The organism is uncultured Salinicola sp. (genome assembly GCF_937921195.1).
Classification (GTDB): Bacteria; Pseudomonadota; Gammaproteobacteria; order Pseudomonadales; family Halomonadaceae; genus Salinicola.
Genome location: NZ_CALFQK010000109.1, coordinates 18,497 through 36,725, shown reverse-complemented (window position 1 = coordinate 36,725; position 18,229 = coordinate 18,497). Strand labels below are relative to the sequence as shown.

The 18,229-nt window shown below is 64.8% G+C and carries 19 protein-coding genes; 10 read left to right on the top strand and 9 right to left on the bottom strand.

Annotated elements, in window-relative coordinates; translation table 11 throughout:
* Positions 1-11 precede the first annotated feature (11 nt).
* On the top strand, positions 12-1,022 hold the full coding sequence (locus Q0602_RS12360) for an ABC transporter substrate-binding protein (protein ID WP_298843651.1): 1,011 nt from the start codon (positions 12-14) through the stop codon (positions 1,020-1,022).
* A gap of 24 nt (positions 1,023-1,046) precedes the next feature.
* Complete coding sequence (locus Q0602_RS12355) at positions 1,047-1,961, top strand: hypothetical protein (protein WP_298843649.1); 915 nt, start codon at positions 1,047-1,049, stop codon at positions 1,959-1,961.
* A gap of 27 nt (positions 1,962-1,988) precedes the next feature.
* On the opposite strand, the gene Q0602_RS12350 is transcribed toward Q0602_RS12355, so the two are convergent.
* Both Q0602_RS12350 and Q0602_RS12345 read right to left on the bottom strand, forming a co-directional pair.
* Positions 1,989-2,774 carry an alpha/beta fold hydrolase gene (locus Q0602_RS12350; protein WP_298843647.1) on the bottom strand — a complete coding sequence of 262 codons (786 nt, stop codon included), beginning with the start codon at positions 2,772-2,774 and terminating at the stop codon, positions 1,989-1,991.
* A 78-nt stretch (positions 2,775-2,852) separates the two neighbouring features.
* Positions 2,853-3,533, bottom strand: coding sequence for a 7-cyano-7-deazaguanine/7-aminomethyl-7-deazaguanine transporter (locus tag Q0602_RS12345; protein WP_295036279.1), 681 nt, complete (start codon positions 3,531-3,533; stop codon positions 2,853-2,855).
* A gap of 268 nt (positions 3,534-3,801) precedes the next feature.
* Here Q0602_RS12345 and Q0602_RS12340 point away from each other — a divergent pair, with 268 nt between their 5' ends.
* Complete coding sequence (locus tag Q0602_RS12340) at positions 3,802-4,104, top strand: helix-turn-helix transcriptional regulator (RefSeq protein ID WP_295036278.1); 303 nt, start codon at positions 3,802-3,804, stop codon at positions 4,102-4,104.
* Between the two features lie 8 nt (positions 4,105-4,112).
* Here Q0602_RS12340 and sohB read toward each other — a convergent pair whose 3' ends face one another.
* Complete coding sequence (gene sohB, locus Q0602_RS12335) at positions 4,113-5,153, bottom strand: protease SohB (protein WP_295036298.1); 1,041 nt, start codon at positions 5,151-5,153, stop codon at positions 4,113-4,115.
* A gap of 128 nt (positions 5,154-5,281) precedes the next feature.
* On the opposite strand from sohB, the gene Q0602_RS12330 reads away from it, so the two are divergent.
* On the top strand, positions 5,282-5,602 hold the full coding sequence (locus Q0602_RS12330) for an SCP2 sterol-binding domain-containing protein (RefSeq protein WP_295036277.1): 321 nt from the start codon (positions 5,282-5,284) through the stop codon (positions 5,600-5,602).
* 11 nt (positions 5,603-5,613) lie between these two features.
* On the opposite strand, the gene nudC is transcribed toward Q0602_RS12330, so the two are convergent.
* The 4 genes from nudC to Q0602_RS12310 all read right to left on the bottom strand — a co-directional run bounded on the left by nudC (position 5,614) and on the right by Q0602_RS12310 (position 8,659).
* A complete protein-coding gene (gene nudC, locus Q0602_RS12325; RefSeq protein WP_298843644.1) occupies positions 5,614-6,384 on the bottom strand; it encodes an NAD(+) diphosphatase in 771 nt (256 codons plus the stop codon).
* A complete protein-coding gene (gene dnaQ, locus Q0602_RS12320; protein ID WP_295036275.1) occupies positions 6,384-7,133 on the bottom strand; it encodes a DNA polymerase III subunit epsilon in 750 nt (249 codons plus the stop codon). The genes nudC and dnaQ overlap by 1 nt, the downstream gene beginning before the upstream one ends.
* Positions 7,134-7,187: 54 nt before the next feature.
* A complete protein-coding gene (gene rnhA / locus Q0602_RS12315) occupies positions 7,188-7,643 on the bottom strand; it encodes a ribonuclease HI (protein ID WP_295036297.1) in 456 nt (151 codons plus the stop codon).
* A 98-nt stretch (positions 7,644-7,741) separates the two neighbouring features.
* Positions 7,742-8,659, bottom strand: a complete 918-nt coding sequence (locus tag Q0602_RS12310; protein ID WP_298843640.1) for a class I SAM-dependent methyltransferase — start codon at positions 8,657-8,659, stop codon at positions 7,742-7,744.
* A gap of 168 nt (positions 8,660-8,827) precedes the next feature.
* Here Q0602_RS12310 and gloB point away from each other — a divergent pair, with 168 nt between their 5' ends.
* From gloB to Q0602_RS12280, 6 genes are all read left to right on the top strand, one after another.
* Entirely contained in the window at positions 8,828-9,595 is a 768-nt protein-coding gene (gene gloB, locus Q0602_RS12305) for a hydroxyacylglutathione hydrolase (RefSeq protein WP_298843637.1), read from the top strand.
* A gap of 78 nt (positions 9,596-9,673) precedes the next feature.
* Complete coding sequence (locus Q0602_RS12300) at positions 9,674-10,834, top strand: transglycosylase SLT domain-containing protein (protein WP_295036271.1); 1,161 nt, start codon at positions 9,674-9,676, stop codon at positions 10,832-10,834.
* A gap of 102 nt (positions 10,835-10,936) precedes the next feature.
* A complete protein-coding gene (locus Q0602_RS12295) occupies positions 10,937-12,796 on the top strand; it encodes an ABC transporter substrate-binding protein (RefSeq protein WP_298843632.1) in 1,860 nt (619 codons plus the stop codon).
* 9 nt (positions 12,797-12,805) lie between these two features.
* Positions 12,806-13,879, top strand: coding sequence for a microcin C ABC transporter permease YejB (locus Q0602_RS12290; protein ID WP_295036269.1), 1,074 nt, complete (start codon positions 12,806-12,808; stop codon positions 13,877-13,879).
* Positions 13,879-14,976, top strand: a complete 1,098-nt coding sequence (locus Q0602_RS12285; protein WP_295036268.1) for an ABC transporter permease — start codon at positions 13,879-13,881, stop codon at positions 14,974-14,976. The genes Q0602_RS12290 and Q0602_RS12285 overlap by 1 nt, the downstream gene beginning before the upstream one ends.
* A complete protein-coding gene (locus Q0602_RS12280; protein ID WP_298843628.1) occupies positions 14,973-16,556 on the top strand; it encodes an ABC transporter ATP-binding protein in 1,584 nt (527 codons plus the stop codon). The genes Q0602_RS12285 and Q0602_RS12280 overlap by 4 nt, the downstream gene beginning before the upstream one ends.
* Positions 16,557-16,639: 83 nt before the next feature.
* Here Q0602_RS12280 and Q0602_RS12275 read toward each other — a convergent pair whose 3' ends face one another.
* Positions 16,640-17,341 carry a pseudouridine synthase gene (locus Q0602_RS12275; RefSeq protein WP_298843625.1) on the bottom strand — a complete coding sequence of 234 codons (702 nt, stop codon included), beginning with the start codon at positions 17,339-17,341 and terminating at the stop codon, positions 16,640-16,642.
* 1 nt (position 17,342) lies between these two features.
* On the bottom strand, positions 17,343-18,146 hold the full coding sequence (locus Q0602_RS12270) for an amidohydrolase (protein WP_298843620.1): 804 nt from the start codon (positions 18,144-18,146) through the stop codon (positions 17,343-17,345).
* Between the last annotated feature and the right edge of the window lie 83 nt (positions 18,147-18,229).

Below are 18,229 nucleotides of genomic sequence, written 5' to 3'. Positions count from 1 at the left end.
AGGAACGGGAAATGACAAAGACGCTTTCGACGATGTGGCGCCGCACTCTGGCGGCAGGCCTGGCCCTGCTCGCCCTGGCCGCGGCCCTGCCCACCCTGGCGCAGGAGGCCGATGACGATCTGGCACCACCGCAAATGATCCCGTTGAGCGTGATGCTCGACTGGTACGTCAACCCGGTCCATGCGCCGATCATCATCGCCCAGCAGCGCGGACTGTTCGAGAAACGTGGCCTGGATGTCGATATTCAGGCGCCGGCCGACCCCAGCGTTCCGCCCAAGCTGGTCGCCGCCGGACGAATCGATCTTGCGGTCAGCTATCAGCCCCAACTGCACCTCCAGGTCGATCAGGGGCTTCCCATCGTCCGTGTCGGCACCTTGATCGCGACGCCATTGAACGCGCTGCTGGTGCGCGCGGACAGCGGTATCGAGGAGATCTCCCAGCTCAAGGGGAAGAAGATCGGGTACTCGGTCGGTGGCGTCGAAGAGGTCCTGCTGGCGGCCATGCTGGAGCACAACGGCCTGAGCCTGGACGATGTCGACATGGTCAACGTCAATTTCTCGCTGACACCCGCGCTGATCAGCGAAAAGGTCGACGCCGTGACCGGCGCGTTTCGCAACTTCGAACCGGCCCAGATGAAACAGGAGGGTGTCGAAAGCAAGACGTTCTATATCGAGGAGCAGGGCGTCCCCGACTACGACGAACTGATCTTCGTGGCCAATCGTGAAACCCTCGACCAGCACCGGGACGCGGATCGGCGATTCATGGATGCCATCGGAGAGGCGACATCCTGGATCATCAACCACCCGGACCAGGCATGGCAGAGTTTCATCGGCTACGATCCCGCGCTGGACACTCCCCTGAATGCCGCCGCCTGGGATGCCACCCTCCCCCGCTTCGCCCTGCGCCCTGCCGCACTGGACGCCAAGCGCTATCGCGATTTCGAGGCGTTCCTGCTGGAGCGCGGTCAGATCAAGGCGCAAAGTCCGGTGTCTCGCCTGGCGGTGGATCTCAACGCGCCCTAGGGAAAAATCGGCTAGATTGATGATATGACTTCAAGATCATCATGTTGCGGCCGGTTGAACCCCGAGCCGCTAGGCTACGACCCGCAGCAGGACCCGATCCGGACGCTGCCCAGCACGAGCCTGCAGGACCTCGGCGCGTTACCCGCGCGCCCGGGAGTCTATATCTTCTTCGGTTACAACGAACTGCCGCTCTATGTCGGCAAGAGCGTCGACATCCGCAGCCGCGTTCGCAGCCATCTCCAGCAGCCGGTGTCCAGAAGACACGGGCAGATGATGGCCCAGGCCCAGCGTATCGCCTGGCGGCGGACCAGCGGCGATCTTGGTGCCCAACTCCTGGAAGCGGACCTGATCAAGCGCTGGATACCGCTATACAACCGGCAGCTTCGCAAGCGCGTGCGCATGGTGAGCTGGAACTGGCCGCCGGGCGAGGAGCGGCCGACACTGACCGATGGCCAGTGGGTGGTGGCGGCACGCAGCCGGTTCTATGGACTGTTTCGCAATCGTCGTGATGCCCAGATGACGCTGCGAGACATCGCCACCGAGGCGTCGCTCTGCCTGCGGGTGCTGGGGCTGGAATCGGGACAGGGTCGCTGTTTCGGCTATCAGATCGGCCGTTGTCTCGGTGCCTGCTGCGGCGCGGAAACCCGGGAGGCGCACGCGCGGCGGGCACGCGACGCGATGGAACGGCTACGTATCGAGAACTGGCCGTGGCCCGGTCGCGTCGCCTTCCGGGAAAACGGCCCTCATGGCGATGTCGGGCTGCATGTCGTCGATCACTGGCACTATCAGGGAAGCGTCGAGCGGCTCGACGACCTGCATTCGCTTCCCGACACCCGCGGCTTCGATATCGATACCTATCGAATTCTCAACCGCTTCCTCTCATCGCCCGACGACACCGTCGAGCCGATCCCCATCGATGGCGAGATCGACGCGACATGAGGTCGGTTCGGCCGGGATGCCGCCTGCTCATGAAACGGTCGTGAAGCGATTCACCGCGTCCCGAAACGCGTCGGGTTGCTCGGCATGCAGCCAGTGGCCCGCCCCTTTCAGGGTTTGCCATTCGACATTGGACATGACCGCATCGACGCTGTCGCGATGACGATCCTGAACGTAGGGGGAGGCACCGCCGCGAATCAGCAGTGCCGGGCCTTCGAAAGGCCGATCGCCGTCCGGCGGTGCGATGATGTCCTCGTAACCGGCACTGATCTCGTCGAGCCCGACACGCCAGTACATGACGCCGTCGTCGCCGCGGAGCAGATTGGTCGCCAGGAACTGTCGCGTGGCTGCATCCTCGATCTCCTCCTCCATCAGTGCCATGGCATCGCGCCGGGACGTCGGCTCGCCCGCCTCGACCCGCCGCATCGCGGCAAAGACGTCGTCGTGGCCGTGGTCGTAGGCGACAGGCGCAATATCGGCGACGATCAAGTGCGCCACCCGCGCCGGGTTCGACCGGGCCAACGTCATGGCGACCTTGCCGCCCATCGAGTGGCCCAGCAGATCGAACCGCTCGATGCCGAGATCGTCCAGCAGCACGATGACGTCGGATGCCATCGCCGCGTACCGCATCCCTTCGACATGGGGCGAGCGACCATGGTTGCGCAAATCCACGGCAACCACGCGACGACCGCTCTGCCACTGCTTGATATGGGAGCGCCAGTTGTCCGCGCTACCGAACAGGCCGTGCAGTACGATCAGCGGTAGCGCCGGGCTCTCCTCGCCCGAGGCGCCGGTGTCGATACAGTGAAGGTGCAACGTCGTCTCTCCCCAATCCGGTCCGGTAGCCGGAACGGCCACCGCTTCGGCCCCTAGGATAACAAATGCAGGCGATGGCTATCCCTGCTCGCGCGGCATGCCCGGCAGGTTGGCCTGATCGCGTCGCGCCAGCAGGCGACGGCCGAGGCAGGCCAGCAGCACCCCGTAAAGTGGCAGGAAGAAGATCAGGCTGATCGACAGTTTCACCGCATAATCGAACCAGGCGATCTCCACCCAGTGCTCGCGCATGAAGGGGTCGGGGCCTTGCCAGAAGGCGATGGCGAAGAAGGCGAAGGTGTCCGCCAGATTGCCGACGATGGTGGACAGGGTCGGCGCGACCCACCAGGCACGAAGCCTGCGCAGCCGGTCGAACACGTGAATGTCGAGCAACTGGCCCAGCACATAGGCCATGAAGCTCGCCAGTGCAATGCGGCCAACGAAGAGATTCCATTGCGCCAGCGCCTCGAAGCCCTGGAAACGCCCCTGCTGAAACAGGACCGATACCGCGTAGGAGATCATCAGCGCCGGCACCATGACGCCGGCAACGATCCTTCTCGCCGGCGACTTGCCGAACAGCCGCACGGTCAGATCGGTTGCCAGGAAGATGAACGGGAAGCTGAACGCGCCCCAGGTGGTATGCAGCCCCCACAGGGTGAAAGGCAGTTGAACCAGGTAGTTGCTGGCCGTGATCACCAGTACATGAAAACTGATCAGCCACAGCAGGGCGAATCGGAGTCGGGGATTATCGAGTGCAGGCATGAGAAACCTTTTTTGTCTGCCTTGGCTCCGCAATGCTGTCTGCGGAGCCAGGCCGAGGGGTTAGGGAACCCTCTGGGTGGCAAGAAGTTGTCGGGGCTATCGAGAGCGGGCGCGAATTATAGGGATCCAGCGGGCAGAGTGCCAGCGGAGCAGCGGGCGTATACGCGAAAAAACATTGTAACTCTAAGTTACGTTAAGCTAATATCAGAAACGACTGAACATGGGGTTCAGTAGCGGCAACCCGCCCGGCGCGCTTGGAATTCTGACTATGACGACAAAGGCTATCCCGCTCGGAAACCACCAGATTGGCCCCGCCACCGCTGCCCTCAAGGCCATCGCCAACGAGAGCCGGCTCCGCATTCTCTGCCTGCTGATGCAGGGCGAGCGCTCGGTCACGCAGATCAATCAGGAGATGACGCTCAGCCAGTCGGCGCTCTCCCAGCATCTTGCGGTGCTTCGACAGGAACGCCTGGTAGCGACGCGACGCAGTTCCCAGGTGATCTACTACTCGCTGCGCGGCAACGTGGCCGAGCGGCTGATCCAGACACTCGGCGAACTGGATATCGCGTAGCGGGCGTTCTAGCGGCGCTGCCAGCGAAGATCGTCGACCCGCTGCAGCACCCGATCGATGCCAGTCTCCAAACCGCTCTCCACGCCCTTCCCCAGCTTTCCCATCAAGCCGGAACGAGACGTCAGCGACACTTTCAACACCCGCGCTCGATCTCTCTGCTTCTCCAGGAGATAGGCGTCGCTGGTGCCCACCGCATCGATGAGACCAGCCTCCAGGGCTTCGCTGCCGTACCAGATCTCGCCGGTCGCGACTGTCTCGATATCCAGCGAAGGACGACGGGCGGACACGTAACGCTTGAACAGATCGTGGGTGGACTCGAGATCCTCGAGGAATTTGGTGCGGCCCTCTTCGCTGTTTTCACCCAGCACGGTCAAGGTCCGCTTGTAGCGCCCCGCCGTCAGGAGTTCGACGTCCACGTCGTGTCGTTTCAGCAAACGGTGGACGTTGGGTATCTGCGCCACCACGCCGATCGATCCGATCACCGCAAACGGTGCCGCGATCAGCCGGTTGGCACAGCAGGCCATCATGTAGCCACCGCTGGCGGCGACCTTGTCGACGCAGACCGTCAACCGCGCGCCGGCATCACGCAGGCGGTCGAGCTGTGCCGCAGCCAATCCGTAACTGTGCACCAGTCCACCACCGGACTGCAGGCGCAGCACGACCTCGTCTCCATCGCGGATCGTTTCCAGCAGCAGCGACACCAGCTCGGCCAGCGCCGGCGTGCCGGAAGCCTTGAGATCGCCATCGAAGTCGAGCACCCAGACACGCTCGGCCTCCTGGGACGCCCCCTGCTTCTGGTCCAGCTTGACCGATCTTCGCAGCTGCTTGGCCAGCTGCCGCCGACGCGCCTTGGGCACCGCGGCCAGGCTCAGCTGTCGGGACCGGCGCTGAAACCGCTCATCGAGCTCCGTGACCTTCAGCCGGGCTTCGCTATCGCCCCGGCCTCTGCGACGCCCATGGGCCACCAGCGCCAGAATGATCCCGATGGCGATGACCAGCGTTGCCGTCTTCGCCAGGAAAAGGCCGTACTCGGCCAGCCATTCGATCACATCACGCTCCTTGGTTGGGAAACTCATCGGTTTGAGCTGCTCCCGGGAGAGCGAGTAAGCTGCTCCGGCGCTTGCATGCCGATACCGGCGATGATCTGCTTAGCGCTTCTGTCACGGGAGATGTCATCATGGACGACGATCAGTTGATCGCCAAACTCAGGGCGCGGTTCGACGCCAAGGCTGCCGAGGGCGTTTCGGCCATCTATCAGTTCGACCTCGACGATGTCGACGATTATCACATGACCATCAATGATGGTTCGCTCGACATTCAGCCCGGTCGCCATCCGAATCCCGGCGTCACCATCTCGAGCGATACCGGAACGCTGTTGGCTCTGGTCAGGAAGGAGCTCAACTCGATGCAGGCCTTGCTGACCGGCAAGGTCAAGGTCACCGGAGACATCGGCCTCGCGAGCCGCCTTCCCAAGCTTTTCGCCAACACCAGCCAATGAACCCCAGCGGGTCAACGCACTGCGACCGCGCCGCGGTGCGTCTCGATCAGCTGACGTGAAATCGAGTACGCCGGTGGCAGTTGCGGCAGCGTCTCGGGACTGAACCAGGCCGCGTCCACGATCTCTTCGCCGTCGATACGAATACGCCGGCTGGCCGCTTCGGCGAAGAACCCCATCATCAGCGAGTGCGGGAATGGCCAGGACTGACTCTTGAAAAAGCTGACGCGCCCGACATCCACGCCCACCTCCTCCATCACCTCCCGGCGAACGGCAGCCTCCACGGCTTCTCCGGGCTCGATGAAACCGGCGAGTGTCGAATAACGCTGTGGCGGAAAACGGGGGCTCCGCGCCAGCAGCATGTCCTTGCCATGGGTCACCAGGGTGATGATGCAGGGCGATATCCGCGGATAACCGCGCAACCCGCAGTGGTCGCACTGCATCGCGAACTCGTGAGTCAGGCGACGGGTGGCGTTGCCACAGCGCCCGCAAAAACGGTGATCTCGCTCCCAGCGGGTAACCTGCAGCGCGGTCGCCAGCAGTTCGCTCTGCGCGACGCTCACCCGGGCCAGCCAGTCACGGAAGCCCGGCCAGTCGTCGCCGTCCGCCTCGACCACGACGGCGACCGGCTCGCCCTCCCAATACCCCAGGCGCAGCGCCTGTTCGGGCCACCGCTCACAGTAGCCGAGCATGCCGCCCGATTCGGCCGGCGCCACACCGCTGCCGTTCATCCGCAGCAGCCAGCCGCCGACCACGTCCATCGGCGGTATCTCCCGCTGCAACATCAGTGCTGATTCTCCGGCGCTGCCAGCGTGTCCCAACGACACTCGCCGGCCGCCTTGCGGATCTGCTCCAGACGTTGATGATGAGCCTGCCACTCGGCCTCGCTGGGCCTGGTCACCGCCAGCCTCAAGCCTTCGCGGTCGATGCGACGCAGCCCGCTGGCACCACCCGCCTCGCGATCGCCGCCCTCGTCGTTGCCGGCCAGCGACAGCGCGGTCTGGCCACCGGTCATGGCAAGATAGACATCGGCGAGAATCTCGGAGTCCAGCAGTGCGCCGTGCAGCACGCGCTGGCCGTTGTCGATGTCGTAACGCTTGCACAGGGCGTCGAGGCTGTTGCGCTGCCCTGGGTGCATTTCGCGGGCCATCTTCAACGTATCCAGCACGCTGCAATGCTCCGCTACCGGCCCCAGCACGGGTTCGCCGCGCAACGCTTTCAGCAGCCTGAATTCGTGATCGAAGAACCCGACGTCGAAGGGCGCGTTATGGATGACCAGCTGTGCGCCCCGCATGAACTCCCAGAGCTCGTCGGCGATCTGGGCGAAGACCGGCTCGTTGGCGACCCGGTCGTTGGTGATGCCGTGGATCTCGACGGCTTCCGCCTCGATGTCCCGCTCCGGATTGACGTACTGATGATAGGTCCGCCCCGTGAAACGGCGGTTGACCAATTCGATACCACCGATCTCGATGATGCGATGGCCTTCACGCGGATCGATACCGGTGGTTTCGGTGTCCATGACGATCTGGCGCATGGTTATCCTCGCTTTTGCCTGGCGGCAATGATGTCGTTTCGGGACGGTAAACCGCTATCGGGAGGCGCGGCGCCTGGCAACCACTTCATCGATGGCTTCGTTGACCAGGCGGTCGGCAGCCTCGTTGCCCTCGTGCCCGCTGTGGCCTTTGACCCAGTGCCACTCGATACTGTGACGACGGGTCTCGGCAAGCAACTCCCGCCAGAGTTCCGCATTCTTCACCGGCTGCTTCGCCGCGGTCACCCAGCCGCGCTTCTGCCAGCCGTGGATCCATTCGGTGATGCCCTTGCGGACATATTGGGAATCGGTCCAGAGAGAGACCCGGCACGGCCGGTCCAACGCGCGCAGCGCCTGAATGGCGGCCATCAGTTCCATGCGATTGTTGGTGGTCTCGGCCTCGCCGCCCTTCATCGGCTTCTCGTGCCGGCCGGAGACCAGCAAGGCCCCCCAGCCACCAGGCCCGGGGTTGCCGCGGCACCCGCCGTCGGTGTAGATCGTCACGGCGGGCATCGGCGAGGATTCGGAGGTCGGAGCGGACAAGACGTACTCTCTCAGTGGCAGGCGGTCGTTGAAATCTATCGGTCTTCGATGCGGTCGGGCCGTGGGCTTCAGGCGATCGTCCGGGGCGACCCGTCGCGAGCGGCGGCATGCGCCTCGGATCGCTCCCGCCTCGACGCGGGGAGCCGATCGTTCTGGCCGCCACCCGGGGGCTGTGCCACGGGTTCGACGGTCGTCCGGCACTTGGCACTGGCCGGCGTGAGGATCGATTCGTCGCGGCTGCGCAGCCGATCGGGCCCGGCCTCCTTCGCCAGTCCCAGCCATGCGCCCGACCGGCGACCCTGGAGCACCGGCTCGCGCAGCTTGATCGGCTGGACGGGCACGTTGCGCCGACGCGCAACCAGCAGATAGGCCGTCGACAGCGGCACATTGTAGCGGCGGCCGAGCGTCTCCAGACGATCGCTATCGATCGCCCGACCCGGCAATCGAAAGCCGCAGTAGTCTACCCGTTCGATCTCGAAGTCGACAAACGTCAACCAGTCCCGCAGGCGCCCCGGCGTTCGCCACTGTTTCCGCCACGGCGCCGGACGCTTGTCTCGGCGCGCCGCGGCCGGCCCGAACGGATGCCAGCCGAACACCAGCAGGCGGCCATCCGAGCGCGTGACCCGGGCGGCTTCCTGCAGCACGTGGTGCGGTCGGTCCACCGCCTCCAGCAGATGGTGCAACAGCGTCAGATCGACGCTGTCGTCGGCCAGCGGCAGACTATCGGGCAGGCAGATCAGACTGTTCCCGTCTCGCGCGAGATCGGGCGAAGGCGCCCAATCCAGCGCATGGCGGATGGGGCACATGTCGCTCATCATCGGCGCCATGCCCATCTGCAGGCTGACGATGCCCCGATGCTGTTCACAGTGTGGCCCGAGACAGGCACGCTCGGCTCGCCACAGCGCCACTCCGGGTGTCGATTCCCAGAACCGGCGCCCCTCTCGGACGGCGGACGGCAAGCTCTGAACGGGCGGCGAGATTGACACGGACGACTTTACTCCCCAAGGTTATCGCTTTTTGACGACGGTTCGACGCCACGTTCGACGACCGGATGGTGGTCGTCTCCGTGAACCTGTGCTCGACGCGCGGGTCACAACGGCATTCGAACCTCGACACCTGAATCTCGAGACCAACCTGCCGGAGAAGGATGCCACATGTTGACCGTGATGCCGATTCCCGCGTTCCAGGACAACTATATATGGGTGTTGCGCCAGGACACCCAAGATCGTGTCGCCGTCGTCGATCCCGGTGACGCCGATCCCGTGATCGCCTGGCTGGAGCAGGAGAAGCTGACGCTCGACACCATCCTCGTCACTCATCACCACAAGGATCATACCGGTGGGCTGCAAGCGCTGACCGAGCGCTACGCGCCGCAGGTCTACGGTCCCGACAACGAAGCCATTCCCGGCATCCTCCACCGCGTCGGCGAGGGCGACGAATGTCGTGTCCTGGGTCGTCGCTTCGAGGTCTACGCCGTTCCCGGTCACACCCTGGATCATATCGCCTTCCACGCCCCCGGCACACCAGGATTGCTGTTCGCTGGCGACACGCTCTTTTCCGGTGGCTGTGGCCGGCTGTTCGAGGGCTCTCCCCAGCAGATGCAGGAGTCGCTCGCCAAGCTCGACGCGCTGCCGGAAGACACGCTGGTGTTCGCCGCCCACGAATACACCCTGGCCAACCTCGCTTTTGCCGCCGCCGCCGAGCCCGACAACGCGATCCGGGACAGCTACCGGGCCGAGTGCCAGAGGGCGCGCGATCTCGATCGCCCCACCCTGCCGACCACCCTGGGCCGGGAGCGTCAGATCAACCCCTTTCTGCGCATCGGCGATCCGGGACTGCTCGAGACGCTTCGCCAGCAGGGGCCCGTCGATGACGACGCCACCGCGTTCGCCACGCTGCGAGCCTGGAAAGACCGATTCTGACCATCACCGTGAAAGACGAGGGTATCCACCGCCCGGTCGCGTCGATCGGCCAGCGGTGTCATCAAGGATGTTGAACGCATGAATTTTCGAACCGGACGCTGCCGGATCCTCGTCGGCCTCACCGGCGGCCTGCTGCTGTCGACGCTGCCCTTGGCGGCCATGGCCAAGGAAGCTCCGGATACGGCGAGCAGCGCGTCCCGGCACTCGTTCTGGTCCGCTCTCGCCCTGCAAGGGCGTAGCGCCCCCGATGTCTGGAGCCGGCTGCGCAAGGGCTTCCGGCTGTCCCACGAAACGGCCAACCCCAGGGTCGCCGAATGGCTCGACTGGTATCGCGCCCACCCGCAGCACGTCGAAAGAGTCGCCTCGCAGGCCAAGCCCTGGCTGCGCTGGGTGACGCAGCAGCTGGAATCCCACCACCTGCCCAGCGAAATCGCGCTACTGCCGTTCATCGAGAGCGGCTACGACCCGACGGCCACCAACCCCGGCGGCGCCGCAGGCCTGTGGCAGTTCATGCCGGCAACCGGCGATGCGATGGGGCTGTCGCGCACGGCCTGGTACGACGGGCGTCATGACGTGGTCGCCGCCACCCAGGCGGCGATGAACTACATCCAGCAGCAGGCGGATCGCTGGTACGACGGCGATATGCTGCTGGCGCTGGCTGCCTACAACGCCGGCGCCGGCACGGTGAACGCCGCCCGCGAGGCCGCCGCCAATCGCGGCGAGCCGATCGACTACTGGCACCTGCGGTTGCCCGCCGAAACCATGGATTACATCCCGCGCCTGCTGGCGCTCTCCGAAGTGGTCGCCGAGCCGGAGCGATACGGCGTGATCCTGCCGTCGATTCCGGACAAGGTCCAGTTTGCCCAGGTCGAGACCGACGGCCCCTTGACACTCTCGATGGCTGCCGAGCTTGCGGGCGTCGACCCGCAGACGCTGCGGGCGCTGAACCCGGGATTCAAGCGGGCATCGACCCGGCCGCGCGACGATGCCAGTATCCTGATACCGGTGGCGGCCAAGCAGCGTTTCCTGGCCAATCTCGCAACGCTGCCCGCCTCGGAGCGCACGGTGATGAACCGCTACGTGGTTCGTCGCGGCGATACGCTCTCCGCCATTGCCGCGCGCTTCGGGGTCAGTATCGGCGAGATCCAGCGCGAAAACGGCCTCGACGGCAGCACCATCCGCATCGGACAGGCGTTGACCGTCCCGTCAACGGCGCTGGCCCAGAACAGCCACCGATAGTTCTCCGGAGATAGCGCCTTGAAATCATGGTCGTTGCCGATAAGGCGTGTCGGAACGCCTGCCACCCGCGCAGGCATCGCCACCGGAAGCAGGATGTCGACGATGGCCGGATTTCGATGGCTACTGGCGGTCATCACACTGGCGCTGGCCGCCCCGCTGCCGGTATCTGCCGATGGCCAGCTTCATGACCCCGGAACAGCGCCTGGCGATGTCCCGACCGTGCACGCCGTCGCGCTCTACGACGACCCGGGGCTGCCCGCGGACTTCGAGCATCTGCCCTACGCCAACCCCGAGGCACCCAGAGGTGGTACCTTGCGCCGGGCCGCCAACGGGAGTTTCGACTCGACCAACCCCTTCATCATCCAGGGCACGCCGGCGGATGGGCTCAATCAGATCTACGACACGCTGATGGAGTCCAGCGCCGACGAGCCTTTCACCATGTATGGGCTGCTGGCCGGCGGAATCCGGCTCGACCCGGAGCGTCACTGGATGGAGATCGACCTCCGGCCCGAAGCCCATTTTCACGATGGCCACCCAGTCACCGCCGAGGATGTGGTGTTCAGCTTTCGGCTGCTGCGCGACAAGGGCTCGCCCTTCTATCGCGCCTACTACGCCAGCGTGGAGTCGGTCTCGGCGCTGGACGAACGGACGGTGCGATTCGAGTTTTCGAACAATCAGTCGAGAGAGCTGCCACTGATCCTGGGTCAACTGCCGGTGTTACCCAAGCACTACTGGCAGGACCGCGACTTCACCCGCCCCACGCTGGACAAGCTCCTGGGGTCCGGCCCCTACGAGATCGCCGAGATCGACCCCGGCCGGCGCATCGTCTATCGCCGGGTCGCGGACTACTGGGGCCGCGATCTGCCGCTCAATCGGGGGCGCTACAATATCGACCGCCTGGTCTACGACTATTTCCGCGACCAGTCGGTCGCCCTGGAGGCGTTCATGGCCGGCGCGCTGGACATGCGCATCGAAAGCAGCGCCAAGAACTGGGCCACCGCCTACGACACGCCGGCAGTCGAGGATGGCGCCATCCAGCGGGTGATCGTGCCGGATGGGCAGCCCGCCGGCATGCAGGGATACGTGATCAACACGCGCCGGGCACAGCTCGGCGACCCGAGAGTCCGCCGCGCGCTGGGGCTCGCGTTCGATTTCGACTGGGTCAACCGGCACCTGTTCTACGGCGCCTATCAGCGTACCGAGAGCTACTTCCAGAATTCGGAGATGGCGGCCAGGGGATTGCCCGGAGACGATGAACTGGCGTTGCTCGAACCCTATCGCGATCGACTGCCCGCCGCGGTATTCGACCAGCCACTGCCGATAGCGCAACCGGAAGCGCTCCGCCCGCGCCTGCGCAAGGCGCTGGAGCTGTTGCGCCAAGCCGGCTACGACGTGCGCGACGGCACGCTGGTGAATCTCGAGACCGGTCGGCCATTCACCCTGGAGTTCCTGCTCTACGACAGCCAGTGGGAGCGTATCACCCAGCCCTTCGTACGCAATCTGGAGCGGCTCGGCATTCGCAGCAAGATCCGGGTGGTGGACGTCAATCAATATCTCGATCGCCTGAGACGCTTCCAGTTCGACATGATCGTCGGCAGTTTTCCGCAGTCGGCCAACCCGGGTAACGAACAGCGGGATTTCTGGACCAGCGAGTACGCCGACGTCCCCCAGAGCCGAAACCTGGCCGGCGTGAAAGACCCGGTGGTCGATGCGCTGGTCGATGAACTGATTCGTGCGGACAGTCGCGAAAAGCTGGATACTGCCTCGCGAGCGCTGGATCGCGTCCTGCGGTGGGGGTTCTACGTCGTGCCGCAGTGGAACTTCGACGGCACCCGCGTCGCGGTATGGAACAAGTTCGCGTATCCCAGACCTTTCCCGCGCTATACGCCGGATTTCTCGGTCTGGTGGGTCGACCCCGAACGGGCCGGCGCCATCGCCGCCCGTCAGCGCGGACAGGAGTGACTGCCGACCATGGCCAGCTACGTCGTTCGCCGCCTGCTGTTGATGATCCCGACGCTGTTGGGGATCCTGCTGCTCAATTTCATCATCGTCCAGGCGGCACCGGGCGGCCCCATCGATCAGATGATGGCACGCTTCGAGGGGTTGAGCAGCACCGCGAGCACCGGCCTCGAAGGCGGTGGCGGGGACAGCGTCGGCGGCAACGACTCCCGGCGCCTCCAGGGCGTCAACGACCAGTTGCGCCAGACGCTGACCGAGGAGTTCGGATTCGACAAGCCCGCCTGGGAGCGCTTCGCCCTCATGCTGCGGGACTACGCCACGTTCGATCTCGGCGACAGCCTGTTCCGGGGTCAGCCGGTCGCCACCCTGATTCTGGATCGACTGCCGGTATCGATCTCGCTGGGCCTCTGGACCACCCTGCTCGTCTACCTGATCTCGATCCCGCTGGGCATTCGCAAGGCGCTACGCCATGGCAGCGCGTTCGATATCTGGTCCTCGAGCATCGTGATCGTCGGCTACGCGATCCCCGGATTCCTGTTCGCCATTCTGTTGATCGTGGTGTTCGCCGGGGGCAGCTACCTCAACTGGTTCCCGTTGCGCGGGCTGACCTCGGCCAACTTCGGCGAGCTCTCCCTGCTGGGCAAGATTCAGGACTACTTCTGGCATATCGCGCTGCCCGTCGCCGCCTCGGCGATCGGCAGCTTCGCCACCCTGACCATGCTGACCAAGAACAGTTTTCTGGACGAGATCCACAAGCAGTACGTACTGACCGCCCGCGCCAAGGGGGCTTCCGACCGACGCGTGCTCTACGGCCACGTCTTTCGCAACGCCATGCTGATCATCATCGCCGGCATGCCGGCCGCGTTGATCGGCATCTTCTTCACCGGATCGCTGCTGATCGAGGTGATCTTCTCGCTCAACGGACTGGGCCTACTCGGTTTCGAGGCCGTCATGCAGCGTGACTACCCGCTGATCTTCGGCACGCTCTATCTCTATACCCTGATCGGTCTGCTGCTGAAACTGGTCTCCGACCTGACCTACGTCTGGGTCGATCCACGCATCGATTTTGCTACCCGGGAGTCGTGATGACACCGAATCGACGTCAGCGGCTCTCGCCGATCACCCGGCGGCGGCTCCAGGTTTTCCGGCACCATGGACGCGCTTACTGGTCGCTGTGGCTCTTCGGGCTGCTGTTCGCGCTCAGCCTCGCGGCGGAATTGATCGCCAACGACAAGCCGATCGTGATGCAGTATCAGGGAGCGTGGTACTTCCCCATGCTGGTGGATTACCCGGAGACCGAGTTCGACGGCTTCCTCCCCACCACGGCCGATTACCGCGACCCCTTCGTGCGCGAGCAGATCGATCGCCACGGCTGGATGCTGTGGCCCCCGGTCCCCTTCTCCTACCAGACCCTCGATCGCGACATTCAGGGCCCGGTCCCCTCCCCGCCAGATTCACGCCACTGGCTGGGAACCGACGATCAGGGGCGCGACGTGTTCGCTCGGGTGCTGTACGGTTTCCGCCTGTCGGTGACATTCGCCCTGGCCCTGACCGTGGGCTCGATCCTGCTCGGCGTGTTCATCGGCGGCGCGCAGGGGTACTACGGCGGCAAGATCGACCTGTTCGGCCAGCGCCTGATCGAGATCTGGTCGGGACTCCCGGTGCTGTTCCTGCTGATCATCCTGGCCAGCCTGGTCGAACCCAATATCTGGTGGCTGCTGGGGATCATGCTGCTGTTCTCCTGGCTGGGCCTGGTCGACATCGTGCGTGCCGAATTCCTGCGCGCCAGGAACCTCGAGTACGTCAGGGCGGCTCGAGCCATGGGCCTGCCTTCCCGGCTGATCATGCGCCGCCATGTGCTGCCCAACGCCATGGTGGCCACGCTGACGTTCATCCCGTTCCTGTTCACCGGCGCCATCACCACGCTGACGGCGCTCGACTTTCTCGGTTTCGGCCTGCCGCCGGGCTCGCCCTCGCTGGGGGAGCTGGTGGCACAAGGCAAGAACAACCTGCAGGCACCATGGCTGGGAATCACGGCCTTCGTTTCTCTGAGCCTGATGCTGTCGCTGCTGGTGTTCATCGGCGAAGGCCTCCGCGACGCCTTCGACCCACGCCATATCGTCACCTCGGCGGCTGCCGCGCGTCCCACGCCAGCGAACCACGACCAGGAAAGTCAGCCATGAGCCAAACGCCCCTGTTCGAACTGCGTCGGTTATCGATCCACTTCGGCGAGACGCAAGCCGTGTCCGAGCTGGACCTGCATGTGGAGCGTGGCGAGACCGTGGCCATCGTGGGCGAGTCCGGCTCCGGCAAGTCGGTCAGCGTCCTCGGCGCGCTGGGGTTGCTTCCGCCCGGCAGCCAGGTGGCAGGGAGGCGCACCTTCGCGGGTCGCGACCTGGGCCGGTTGAGCCGGCGGGAATGGAACGATCTTCGCGGCGGCAGCATCGGCTTCGTCTTCCAGGAGCCGATGACCTCGCTCAATCCACTGCACACCATCGGCAAGCAGCTGCGGGAAACGTTGCGCCTGCACCAGGGGTTGCGTGGCAACGCCGCGACACGGCGCGCCCGGGCGCTGCTGGCACAGGTCGAGCTCCCCAGGGTCGACGAGCTCATGGCGGCCTGGCCTCACCAACTCTCCGGGGGGCAACGTCAACGGGTCATGATCGCCATGGCGATCGCCAACGAGCCGCAGCTGCTGATTGCCGACGAGCCCACCACGGCGCTGGACGTCACGGTGCAACGGCAGATTCTGGCGCTGCTGGACGAGCTCCGGCAGCGCCTCGGCATGGGCCTGCTGTTGATCAGCCACGATCTCAACCTGGTCCGGCGCCACGCCGACCGGGTGATCGTCATGCAACAGGGCAAGCAGGTGGAGACCGGCACGGCTCGCGCAGTCTTCGAGACACCGCAGGCGGTCTATACGCGCCAGTTGATCGACGCCGTGCCTTCCGGCCGTCCCCGACCGTTGCCACCGCAAGGCGAGCTTCTGCTGAGTGCCAGCGATTTCAGCGTGACGTTCAAACGACCCAAGCCGCTACTCCGGCCCAGGCCCCCGGCCTTCGTCGCCGTCGCACCGCTGTCGCTGGAACTCCGCCGCGGCGAGACCCTCGGCGTGGTCGGCGAATCCGGGTCGGGCAAGTCGACCCTGGCCTCGGCGCTGATTCGACTGCTGCCGTCCAGCGGCGAAATCCGCTTTGCCGACCAGCGTCTGGATCGGCTGGGCGGCGAGACGCTTCGACGACAGCGGCGCGCGCTCCAGATCGTGTTCCAGGATCCTTACGGCTCGCTCTCTCCCCGCATGTCGGTTGCCGACATCATCAGCGAAGGGCTACGGTTTCATCACCCCGAACTAACGCCGACGGTGGTGACAGAACGTATCGCCGAGGCCCTTCACGACGTCGATCTGCCAGCGGATTGCGGTCACCGCTACCCCCACGAATTCTCTGGCGGTCAACGCCAGCGCATCGCCATTGCCCGTGCGCTGATCCTGAAGCCCGAGCTGCTGATCCTCGACGAGCCGACCTCGGCACTGGATCGCACGGTGCAGAAGCAGTTGATCGAACTGTTGCGTGACGTCCAGGCGAAGCATGACCTCACCTACCTGTTCATCAGCCACGATCTCGCCGTGGTACGCGCGATGGCACACCGGATTCTGGTGCTCAAGGATGGCAAGGTAATGGAACAGGGCGACTGTGAAACGCTGCTCCACTCGCCCCGCACCGCCTACACTCGCGCCCTCATCGAAGCGTCCTCGCTGACCTGATGACACTCCGGCTTGTTAATTTGCCGCGAAACAAGATAACGGTATAAAGTCATCAATCCGCACTGGCCTCACGGCCGCGATGCCTAGAAGGACGCAATCTCTTCCGGACGCAGATGGCGACACTCCCCCGGCGCCAGGTCCGGGTCGAGAACCAAGGGGCCGATGGATTCACGATGAAGCGTCACCACCGTATAACCGACCGCTGTCAGCATCCGGCGAATCTGGTGGTAGCGCCCCTCCGTCACCCCGACCATGACCTCGGACTCGCCCACGGCCTCGAAAGTCGCGGGCTTGGTGGGTTTTTCGTCGCCGTTCAGCATGACTCCCTCCGCGAACTGCCTCGCCACACGCGCCGCGTCGGCAGCGGACAGGGGTTCGCTCAATGTCGCCCTATAGCGCTTCTCGCAAGCGTGGTTGGGCGAGGTCACGCGATGGGTCCACTTGCCGTCGTCGCTGATCAGCAGCAGCCCCGAGGTATCCACGTCCAGCCGCCCTACCGGATGCAGGCGCTCCAGCTGGGGGATGTCGATCAGGCTGAGTACCGATGGATAGTGCGTCGGCCGCATCGAGCACTCGACCCCGACCGGCTTGTGCATCATCAGATAGCGAATGCCGATCCGTTCCAGCCGCTCCTCGTTCCAGCGGACCTCCTGCTCGTCGGTTACCTGCCTCGCGCCGTCACGCGTCACCTCGCCATCGACGCTCACCTCGAACTGGCGCAGCGCGCGCTTTGCCTGGCTTCGCGTCAGTTCCGTGGCTTCGCTAAGAAATCTATCCAACCGCATGTCAGGCTTCCCAATGAAAAGTGTCGGCATCTTGCCACGCCGGAAACTTTTCGCGAAACGTCTTCAGCGCCTCGGCGGATAGCGTCGCGGTCTCGACGAATCCTTCGCCGGTCGGGCGATCGATCATCGGCTCGCCCTTGAAGTCCACGACCATCGAGTCACCGGCGTACTCCAGTCCGTTGCCATCCCGCCCTACGCGGTTGACGCCGATGACGTAAGCGAGGTTCTCGATCGCCCTGGCCTGCAGCAGCGTTCGCCAGGGCTGCCGGCGCGGCGCCGGCCAGTTGGCGACGCACAATAGCGCGTCGTATTCGAGGTGCTCGGGCGCGCTCGGTCGTTGGCGCAGCCAGACGGGGAAACGCAGGTCGTAACAGACCGATAGCAGCAGCCGAAATCCCTTCAGCTCCACAATCTTGCGGGCCCGCCCCATCGCGTAGTGCAGAGGCTCGTCGCCCATCCGGAACAGATGGCGTTTGTCGTAGTGCTCGACGCCGCCGTCCGGCGTCACCCAGTAAAGCCGATTGTACCGGGCGCCGGCATCGGCGATCGCCAGACTGCCGACGATGACGCAATCGCGCTCTCGCGCCTGGCGCCGCATCCAGTCAAGCGTGGGGCTCGCCTCGGCCGGCTCCGCCACCGCTTCGGCATTCATGGTGAAGCCGGTGGCGAACATCTCCGGCAGCACGATCAGGTCCGTCCGGCTTCCGTCCAGCGAGCCAATGCAGTGATCCAGCCGCCGCCGATTGGCCTCGGGGTCTTCCCACTCGAGTTCGCTCTGGACGAGGCTGACTCGTAGATCGTTCATGGCACTTCCTCCTGCCGCATGTCGGGAATCATCGATTCGTCAACGCGAATGGCCGTCATGATAGATTACCCAGCCTCCAAACC

Coding starts and splice junctions, on each gene's coding strand:
- Q0602_RS12360 (WP_298843651.1), top strand. CDS start 12: ATGACAAAGACGCTTTCGACGATGTGGCGCCGCACTCTGGCGGCAGGC.
- Q0602_RS12355 (WP_298843649.1), top strand. CDS start 1,047: ATGACTTCAAGATCATCATGTTGCGGCCGGTTGAACCCCGAGCCGCTA.
- Q0602_RS12345 (WP_295036279.1), bottom strand. CDS start 3,533: ATGCCTGCACTCGATAATCCCCGACTCCGATTCGCCCTGCTGTGGCTG.
- Q0602_RS12340 (WP_295036278.1), top strand. CDS start 3,802: ATGACGACAAAGGCTATCCCGCTCGGAAACCACCAGATTGGCCCCGCC.
- Q0602_RS12330 (WP_295036277.1), top strand. CDS start 5,282: ATGGACGACGATCAGTTGATCGCCAAACTCAGGGCGCGGTTCGACGCC.
- nudC (WP_298843644.1), bottom strand. CDS start 6,384: ATGTTGCAGCGGGAGATACCGCCGATGGACGTGGTCGGCGGCTGGCTG.
- dnaQ (WP_295036275.1), bottom strand. CDS start 7,133: ATGCGCCAGATCGTCATGGACACCGAAACCACCGGTATCGATCCGCGT.
- rnhA (WP_295036297.1), bottom strand. CDS start 7,643: ATGCCCGCCGTGACGATCTACACCGACGGCGGGTGCCGCGGCAACCCC.
- gloB (WP_298843637.1), top strand. CDS start 8,828: ATGTTGACCGTGATGCCGATTCCCGCGTTCCAGGACAACTATATATGG.
- Q0602_RS12300 (WP_295036271.1), top strand. CDS start 9,674: ATGAATTTTCGAACCGGACGCTGCCGGATCCTCGTCGGCCTCACCGGC.
- Q0602_RS12295 (WP_298843632.1), top strand. CDS start 10,937: ATGGCCGGATTTCGATGGCTACTGGCGGTCATCACACTGGCGCTGGCC.
- Q0602_RS12290 (WP_295036269.1), top strand. CDS start 12,806: ATGGCCAGCTACGTCGTTCGCCGCCTGCTGTTGATGATCCCGACGCTG.
- Q0602_RS12285 (WP_295036268.1), top strand. CDS start 13,879: ATGACACCGAATCGACGTCAGCGGCTCTCGCCGATCACCCGGCGGCGG.
- Q0602_RS12280 (WP_298843628.1), top strand. CDS start 14,973: ATGAGCCAAACGCCCCTGTTCGAACTGCGTCGGTTATCGATCCACTTC.
- Q0602_RS12275 (WP_298843625.1), bottom strand. CDS start 17,341: ATGCGGTTGGATAGATTTCTTAGCGAAGCCACGGAACTGACGCGAAGC.
- Q0602_RS12270 (WP_298843620.1), bottom strand. CDS start 18,146: ATGAACGATCTACGAGTCAGCCTCGTCCAGAGCGAACTCGAGTGGGAA.